Origin of the sequence: Agreia sp. (genome assembly GCF_964263775.1) — a bacterium.
In the GTDB taxonomy this organism is placed as follows: Bacteria; Actinomycetota; Actinomycetes; order Actinomycetales; family Microbacteriaceae; genus Agreia.
This window is the reverse complement of sequence record NZ_CAXVWM010000052.1, coordinates 39,194-46,225: the sequence shown is the minus strand read 5'-3', so window position 1 is coordinate 46,225 and position 7,032 is coordinate 39,194. Positions and strand designations below refer to the sequence as shown.

Here is a 7,032-nt window from a genome sequence, read left to right as displayed (position 1 = left end):
GCTCGGGCGGAACGGCTGGTCGAGGCTGCGGTCGCGGCGCTGGTCGGTCCGGGCGAGCAGGACCTGGTGCCGAACGCGGCGCCGCACGTCCGCGACGGCGTGGCCGCCCTGGGCATCGGCCCGGCCGCACCGGCTGCGGGTGAGGTCCGGGCGGAGGAGCTGACCGAGCAGGGCCGCACCTGCTACCGGTTGGACAACGGGGTGGTACGCGTCGTGGTCGACGGCGCAGGGCAGCTGACCTCCCTGGTGGACGCCGCCAGCGGTCGGGACGCCATCGCCCCCGGTGACCGGGGACTGCGCCTGCAGCTGCACCGGGACATCCCCAACCAGTGGGACGCCTGGGACGTGGACCGCTTCTATCGCAACCGGGTGGTCGACTTGGTCGAGCTCGACGCGCTGACCCCCACGGTCGGCGCCGACGGCATCGCCCGGATCGAGATCGAGCGGTCGTTCTCGGCGTCCTCGCTCCGCCAGGTGCTCAGCTTGGCGCCCGGAGCCCACGAGGTGCTGATCGAGCAGTCGGTCGACTGGCACGAGACGGAGAAGTTCCTCAAGGTGGCCTTCCCGCTGGACGTGCGGGCCGAGCGTACGGTCGCGGAGACCCAGTTCGGGGTTTACGAGCGGCCCACCCACACCAACACCTCGTGGGACGTCGCGCGCCATGAGACCAGCGCGCATCGCTGGATCCACGCGGGGGAGCCGGAATTCGGAGTCGCCATCGTGAACGACTCGACCTATGGTTACGACGTCGCGCGCAAGGAGAGAGCGGGCGGCGGGGCCTTCACCCTGGCGCGGCTCTCGATCGTGCGAGCGGCCCTGTTCCCCGACCCGAACCAAGACCAGGGCCATCACACTCTTCGAGTCGGCGTTCTGGCCGGTGCCGGAATTCGAGAGGCCGTCGAGGCCGGGTACCGGATCAACCTCGATGAGCGCCACATCGCCGAAGCGGGCGTGGACCAGGTAGCTGCGCTCTTCGCCCTGGACAACCCGGGCGTCGTCATCGAGACGGTCAAACTGGCCGAGGATCGCAGCGGCGACGTCGTAGTTCGGCTGTACGAGTCGCTCGGTCAGCGCAGCACGGCCACGCTCGACGCCAGGTTCGACTTCGGTGAGGTGGCGGCGACGGACCTGCTCGAGCGGGTTACCGCATCCGGTGCGCAGCCGGCACTGTCGGTCGACGGCGCAGCTGTGTCGTTCTCATTGCGCCCGTTCCAACTGGCGACGCTGCGCTTCGGTATCGCCAGGGGCTGATCCACGCGCCTATGCGGTGGGGCAGTGCAGCTGCGTGCGCTCTTTCGTGCGATCGATCGTATGCAGCGCCATCGATGTGCCGCACAGCGGGCAGTGCGGATCCGCCGGGGCGACGTACGGGTCCTCCTGGCGGCCGATGCCTATGTGCGCCGGGCCGGTGAATGAGTACACGACGCGGTTCAGGTTGTTGATGAACCCGGGCTTGCCATCGAACGGGTTCATCGGATTGGGCGTGCGCGCATGCCTGGTCAAGTCGTCCTCACCGGGGTAGTGCCGAAATGCTTAGTACCCTAATCATATCTGACCGGGCGGAGTCAGCCGACATAATCGGCTGATGCCCCGAAAACCGTCTCGACCCTCGACCGCACTCTGGCTGGGAGCCGCTGCGGTCGCACTCGTCATCGTTGCGCTCGCCTCGTTCGCCTCCGCGTCTTTCAGCGACGGGTCGAGAGGCGGCGGTCACGTCGTGCTCGCGACGAACGTCGACGGCCTCGAGATAGCCACAGTCGACCGTGTGGTCGACGGCGACACGATCGTGGTCACGAGGCGGGGCTCGTCGAATTCAGAGACGGTTCGCCTGGTCGGGGTGGATGCTCCGGAGTCGGTCGACCCCGATCGTCCGGTCGGGTGCTTCGGGCCGGAGGCATCCGGCTTTCTCACCGAGCTGTTGACAGACGGAATGACCGTCTATCTCGAAGCCGACCCCGCGCAGGGCGATACCGACCGCTACGGGCGGCTGCTGCGCTACATCTACGAATTCACGGCCGACGGGCCGGGCGAATCGGTCAACCTCCTGCTGCTGCGCGACGGCTACGCCGAGGCGTACCGCGGCGGGCATCAGCGGCAGAGCGAGTACGACGATGCCGAGCGCGAGGCCGAAGCCGCCGGGGTCGGTCTCTGGGGAGCCTGCGCGCGGTGAGGGCTACCTCGAGCCGAGCATCCACAGGAGGGCAGCGAGATTTGCCGCAGCGGTGAGCGCGGGCCCGAACGTCTTGACCCTGTCGCGAATCGCCACGCCGATGCCGGCGTCGATCGCCTGCACGACGATCATCGCGATGGCGATGGCCGCTACGAAAGGCAGGGCCCCGGTGAACGGGGCGACGACGGCGACGACGACGAGAGAGACGCTGCGTGCGGCGGCGTAGAGCGATGCGGTTCGCGCGTCTGCCCTGCTCTGACGAACGGCGACGAGCGAGTATCCCAGACTCACCGCCGCGCTCGCGAAGGTCACGAGTGCGCAGATCCAGAATGCCACAGTCACGATGCCATCGTAGGGCCTTCGCTTCGTCGTAGTCTGCTGCAATGAAAGAAAGCCCCTCTGAGCAGGTGCGTCGCCTGGTGGCCGGCGCCATCGAATCGTTGGAGACCCAGGGTGTGCACGACGAAGCACTGGGAATCCTGCGCGAACCGCGCGGATTCTCCGTGTTCAAGACCGCGCCGATAATCAGACCGGCGGGCAGGGCGTGGAGGCTCGGCGTGCTGCTGGTCGATCGATCGGGCGGCGTCTACGCCACGGGAGACGTGACGCGCGCCATCGAACCGTTGCGCGCGGTCACCAACCGCTCGGCCGAGGCGGAGGCCAGGCGCGACGACCGTCGGGCTGCGGCGCGCGGCAGATTCGCCGAGGGCGAGGTCGTGAACCACCGCTTCGTTGCGTTGTCACTCGACGACGAGAGCCTGCATGCCGGGTCGGGCCCGTTGGAGGTTCAGGATGGCCTGGTGGTCGTGCACTGGGATCGCACCAGTGCGGGGCGAGGCGTCGCGACGCTCGACCGCTACCTCGCCGACCGGGTCAGCGTACTCACGATCGACTGAGTTCTAGACGCCCAGCGCGTTGAGGGAGTCGTCGACGATCGTCAGGCCCTCGAGACCCGGCAGTCCGCTGATGGCGGCGTCGATCTTGCGCGCGGCCTTGCGACCCTCCACGCCGCCCATGAGGTGGCCCATCACGTGCTTGACCTCGTTCTTCTCCATGATGCTCGAGCCGACGGGTGCCCAGAAGTTGCTCAGGGCGAAGCGGGCGAATTTCTGCGCCTTGGTGCTCTTGGCCAGACGCTCGCGAGCCTGCGAGGTGTAGAAGGCGACGTGGCGCGCCTCTTGCTTGGCGATGCGCTTGAGCAGCTCGGCGAGCACCGGGTCTTCTTCGAGTGCGGCCATGCGGTTGTAGGCGGTGATCGCCGACCACTCGTTGGCGGCACCCCACGCCATGTGCACGGCGACGAAGTCTGCGCCCACGACCTTGCCGATGACGGACTGCTTGATGGGGTCGAGCTTGTCGCGCCAGCCGAGCTTGAGCCGCTTGGCCTTGAGCTCGTCGAAGTCGACGTGGATCCCGTGGATGCCGAGAACCGTCGCGAGTGCCTCGCCGTGCCAGAACTCCTCGCGGTTCCACATGGTCATGAACGCGCCCATCTCGGCCTCTTTGTGTGAAGGCGTGGTGAGCAGGTCGCGGGTGTAGCAGACCGTGTGATATTCGACATCGGCCATATACCGCAGGGTGCGCAGGGACCGTTCGGGCAGAGGGTGTTCGCGGAATCGCTCGAGGTCGAGGTCGTCCCAGTTCACGCTCACCGAGGTCGCGGTGTATTTGTCTACGTCGAATGCCATGGTGTAAGGAGAGTTTACTCTCCGGTTCCCTTCGCGAATTGCGGCAGCGCGGCAGCGCCGCGTGCACCGCGTTTCCAGTTGTGGATGCTCCATCTTCTTCGGAGCGCCTCGCGGGAGAGATTGGTGTCGGGGTTGATCGCCGTGGGATTGCCGACGAGCTGCAGCCAAACCAGGTCGGAATGGCTGTCGCCGTAGCCGTAAGACTTCGACAGATCGCAGCCGTGGGTCTCGGCGTAGCGGCGCAGCCAGGCCGCCCGCGCCTCGTCGACCAGGGGCGGCTGGGCGAGATAGCCGGTGAGTATGCCGTCGCGTTCATGCATCGATCCGGCGACGACATCGTCGAAGAGTGCGGCAAGCGGTGACGCCAGGATTCCGATAGAACCGGTGACGAGAACGGTGCGATGCCCGGCGGCTCGGTGCTCTTCGATGCGGGCGATCGCCGACGGCATCGTATGCCGCAGGAGCGTCTCGCGGTAACCGCCCGACACGACCTTCTCGAGTCGCTTCGCGGGCATGCCGCTGTAGCGGCGCAGGAAGGCGCGGATGAACTCGCCGCGGTCGCGGTGCTCGGCCCTGAGATAGCCCGGCAGAGAGGTGAGCAGGCTCGCGACCTCGCCCGGCCACGCCGCCTTGCGGAATCCGGCGGAACGCACCCAGAGATACTGCTCGACGATGTTGGAGTCGACGACGGTGCCCTCGAAGTCGAAGACGGCCAGAACGTCGCGGCGTTCCGGAAGCGCCTTCACGACCCGTTCCGACGCGGCCGGGCGCAGGGCGAATGCCCGGGTGAGAGCCGTGATCGACGGAAAGTGCACCTTCTGCAGGTAGTCCTCCCAGTCGATGGCGGTCACGTCGAATCCGATGTCGTCACGCAGCTCTGCGGGCAGCGCAGCGTGCAGCGCCCGGGTGTTGCGGTCGTCGAAAATGATCTCTGTCTGCACATAGGCGCGGTAGAGCTCGACAAAGGTGCGCAGGCTCTCGAGGTCGTCGCGCTGTTTGAGAACCTTCTTGACGTGCACCCGGGTGCGCTCGGTCGAGGGAAGCCGTTCGAGCGCCCTCTCGAGCCGGCCGTTCCAGACCTCCTGGTTTCGCAGAACGCGATCGACCTTGCGCGTTCCCGGAAAGGTCCAGTACGGAACCTCGATATGCCCGTCGCTCTCGTGCGGCAGGGGAGTGGCCGTGAAGAACTCGTTCATGTTCGTGAACATGCGGTGGATCGGAAGCGGATTTCTGGCGCCGGAACTCGCGTGGTAATACGCCGAATCGATCTCGGCATCGGCCGGCGTCGGGTTCGCCGCGACGGCGAGGATGACGTTGACGACGTAGTCGACGGGAATCACGTCGAGCACGGTGTCAGGCAAGGCGGGAAACTGCGTGAGGTTGCCTCGGGCGTACGCGAGCACCAGTGGGTCGGCGACCTTGAATCCGTCGATCCAGCCGGGATACGGGTGGCGGAGCGCGCTCTCGATGATGGCGGGGCGCACGATCGAGAGTCGATGGCCGGTCTCTCGCCAGAGCTCTTCGGCGGCGCGTTCTGCGAACGATTTGGTGAGCGTGTAGACATCGGTCCAGCCGAGGCTCTGGGCACGGCTCCGCCCGTAGTCGACGAGGCGCTCGCGCACCCAGTCGACGCGTCCGGTCTCTGCCGCGGTCGCGACGGCCTGCGGGCCTTCCTTGCCGTGCACGGCGCGGGCATCCGTCATGAAGGTGCGGAGGGTCTCGGGTTGGCGCGACGCCATCTCAACCCGCACCCGCGCATCCCGCGCAGCCGTGAGCTCTGCGCGCCAGTCGACCTCGTGCGTGAGGCGCCCTTCGGGCACGATGCCTTTGCGCAGTCCGCCGACGTAGGCCGTGGAGACATGCACGACGTGCGGGTCGCTGCCCGACTCCGTCAGCGCGGTGTACAGGGCGATGGCCCCGCCGAGGTTGGTCTCGAAGGCCTGGTCGATGGGCGGGTCGAACGACACGGTGGATGCGCTGTGGATCACGACGTCGAGATCGGCGGGCAGTGCGGGCACGGTGCCGAGGTCGCCCTCGATCACTCGGAGCCGATCGCGCACGGCGCGCTCGACTTCGGCCTCTCCGACGCGCTCGCGCCATGGACCGAAGACGGGCTTGCGCAGCAGGGTGCGCAGCCGGTCGTCGGCCGTGGTGCTGCCCTTCGTGCGGATGAGCAGCGAGATCGTGGTGCCCGGATGCGACGAGAGCAGGCGCTCGACGATCGCCTGGCCGACGAAACCGGTGCCCCCGGTGATGAAGACATGTGCGTCTCCGAGGCCGGAGGACGCGGTCCACGACTCCAGTGCCTCGGTCACGGCGTCGTCGACACCCGCGCCGCTCACGATCGCAGCTTTCGGGCGACGGCGTCGCCTGTCTGCGGGGTCAGGCCGGGAAGTTCTGCCACTCTGTTTCCGATCGAGGTTGCGCGCTGGAGTCCGTCGGCACCGCCGAAGACGGTCTGTTCGAAGAAGGTGCGGTCTGCGTGGGAGCGGTCGACCGCACCGATGGGCCAGGCGGCATGCGCGAGCTGGCCCGCGGCCTGCCGAACGGTCTTGGGCGAGGAGGCGAGGCGACGCTGCGACTCCTCGGCGAAGAAGGCCTCGTGCCGGCGCTTGATCTCACGAATTGTCGCGATCGTCGCGCTGAGCGTCGGGTGGCCGGCGACGGCATCCAATCGTTCGTATGCCGTGGCCATCACCCATTCGTCGATCAGGCCGGCCGTCACGTGCACGCCGGTGAGCGGAACGCCCTGCCCCATGGCCTGGATCGCTCGACGGATCGGCCCCCGGCGCTCGGCGGACTCGGCACGGTCGGAACGAGGCGGGCCCTCGTCGCCGACCTGCGCGCCGGTGCTGCCATTGGCGATGAGAATCTGGTCGATCGCGTCGGCGATCCAGAACTTCTCGAACGCCCACGTGACGAGAAACGCGGTGACGCGGGCGTCTTTGTGGGTGGCGGTCACCAGAAGATTACGCAACTGCTCCATCGTGGCGCTCTCGAGGCGGCCGAGATAGCGCAGCAGGTGCACGGCATCGGCCGAGAGCTGCGCGCCCTCGTAGCCTTCGAGTTCGAGCTCGGGTCGAAGATTTCCGCGGGCCGTGCTGGCGAACGCTCGCACGTCGAACCGCGCACTCGAAGCTGCGTCTGTAGATGTCATGAAAGCCCTGCCGACTG

The 7,032-nt window shown here is 67.5% G+C and carries 8 protein-coding genes; 3 read left to right on the top strand and 5 right to left on the bottom strand.

From position 1 onward, the window contains the following. Positions 1-1,251: glycoside hydrolase family 38 C-terminal domain-containing protein (locus ACE5CZ_RS04925; RefSeq protein ID WP_374946223.1), on the top strand; the 1,251-nt coding region annotated here is incomplete at its 5' end. A 9-nt stretch (positions 1,252-1,260) separates the two neighbouring features. On the opposite strand, the gene ACE5CZ_RS04920 is transcribed toward ACE5CZ_RS04925, so the two are convergent. Continuing rightward, complete coding sequence (locus tag ACE5CZ_RS04920; RefSeq protein ID WP_374946222.1) at positions 1,261-1,503, bottom strand: hypothetical protein; 243 nt, start codon at positions 1,501-1,503, stop codon at positions 1,261-1,263. Between the two features lie 82 nt (positions 1,504-1,585). On the opposite strand from ACE5CZ_RS04920, the gene ACE5CZ_RS04915 reads away from it, so the two are divergent. Further along, on the top strand, positions 1,586-2,170 hold the full coding sequence (locus ACE5CZ_RS04915) for a thermonuclease family protein (protein WP_374946221.1): 585 nt from the start codon (positions 1,586-1,588) through the stop codon (positions 2,168-2,170). A 3-nt stretch (positions 2,171-2,173) separates the two neighbouring features. Here ACE5CZ_RS04915 and ACE5CZ_RS04910 read toward each other — a convergent pair whose 3' ends face one another. Further along, the gene (locus ACE5CZ_RS04910; RefSeq protein WP_374946220.1) at positions 2,174-2,512 is read right to left on the bottom strand and encodes a hypothetical protein; all 339 of its coding nucleotides are present in this window, start codon (positions 2,510-2,512) and stop codon (positions 2,174-2,176) included. A 41-nt stretch (positions 2,513-2,553) separates the two neighbouring features. On the opposite strand from ACE5CZ_RS04910, the gene ACE5CZ_RS04905 reads away from it, so the two are divergent. Then, complete coding sequence (locus tag ACE5CZ_RS04905) at positions 2,554-3,066, top strand: hypothetical protein (RefSeq protein ID WP_374946219.1); 513 nt, start codon at positions 2,554-2,556, stop codon at positions 3,064-3,066. Positions 3,067-3,069: 3 nt separating this feature from the next. Here ACE5CZ_RS04905 and ACE5CZ_RS04900 read toward each other — a convergent pair whose 3' ends face one another. Genes ACE5CZ_RS04900 through ACE5CZ_RS04890 form a run of 3 tightly spaced genes read right to left on the bottom strand, consistent with a single transcriptional unit; the run spans position 3,070 to position 7,015 of the window. After that, entirely contained in the window at positions 3,070-3,858 is a 789-nt protein-coding gene (locus tag ACE5CZ_RS04900) for a ferritin-like domain-containing protein (RefSeq protein ID WP_374946218.1), read from the bottom strand. 14 nt (positions 3,859-3,872) lie between these two features. After that, on the bottom strand, positions 3,873-6,200 hold the full coding sequence (locus ACE5CZ_RS04895) for an SDR family oxidoreductase (protein ID WP_374946217.1): 2,328 nt from the start codon (positions 6,198-6,200) through the stop codon (positions 3,873-3,875). Next, on the bottom strand, positions 6,197-7,015 hold the full coding sequence (locus ACE5CZ_RS04890) for a hypothetical protein (RefSeq protein ID WP_374946216.1): 819 nt from the start codon (positions 7,013-7,015) through the stop codon (positions 6,197-6,199). The genes ACE5CZ_RS04895 and ACE5CZ_RS04890 overlap by 4 nt, the downstream gene beginning before the upstream one ends. Positions 7,016-7,032: the final 17 nt, after the last annotated feature.